Origin of the sequence: Gilliamella bombi (assembly GCF_900103255.1) — a bacterium.
GTDB lineage: Bacteria > Pseudomonadota > Gammaproteobacteria > Enterobacterales > Orbaceae > Gilliamella > Gilliamella bombi.
The window spans coordinates 1-740 of the sequence record NZ_FMWS01000118.1; the positions used below are offsets into that span (position 1 = coordinate 1).

1 protein-coding gene is annotated in these 740 nt (G+C 33.0%); it reads left to right on the forward strand.

Annotated features, from left to right (window positions below):
* Positions 1-171: 171 nt before the first annotated feature.
* A partial coding sequence (locus B9N71_RS12580; RefSeq protein WP_208610524.1) for a DUF6708 domain-containing protein occupies positions 172-740 on the forward strand: 569 nt, incomplete at its 3' end.

A 740-nucleotide genomic window follows, 5' to 3' on the forward strand; every position in this document is an offset into this window, starting at 1 on the left:
AAAATTAAGGAATAAATAATCTCCAAAGTACCGTGGTAATAGACCAAAAAGTGGCTGAATTAAGGGTAAAAGCGAAAAAAGTGATTGGCATTTTGCACTATTGGCAAGGTAAAGACGCCAAATCGCCACTACGCATTGAACATATTATCAATTAAAAAGGAGAACGTAATAATGCCATCCAAATATCAACCGCAAGTTTCCGCATGGCGCGAGGATTTGCATAAAGGAATATATACAACACAATTACATTTAAGTAATAATAAAAAATTACGTTATGCTAATGATGATTATTGTGAATTTTCTCGGCGTTTAGGGGGGGGGTATTTTGCTCGTTGGATTACAATATTTTTTTCCTCAATTTTTGTTTTACTATCATTATTCGCTTTATATATGGGAGTTTTCGTTATTATTACAGAAATTGATGGTAGAATCCTAACAATATCAGTTAGTTTATTATTATTATTTGTCGCTTATTTTCTTTTTCAATTCTTACTAAATACACTGTTTTCCCCCGAAGATTGTCCTATTCGTTTTAATCGAAAAACAGGTAAAGTTTATGTTTATGAACATTTTATCTTATATTTTGGAGCATGGATAATTCTTATTCGTTCACCCTTTAGAGCTAAAGAGATAACGGTTAAAGAGTTTAATTGGGCAGATATTCAAGGGTGTATGACCTCAGTATCAGTTCCTCTTGCTAGTGGCGGAATGGTTAGAAACTATCGTCTAGAATGTGTGGT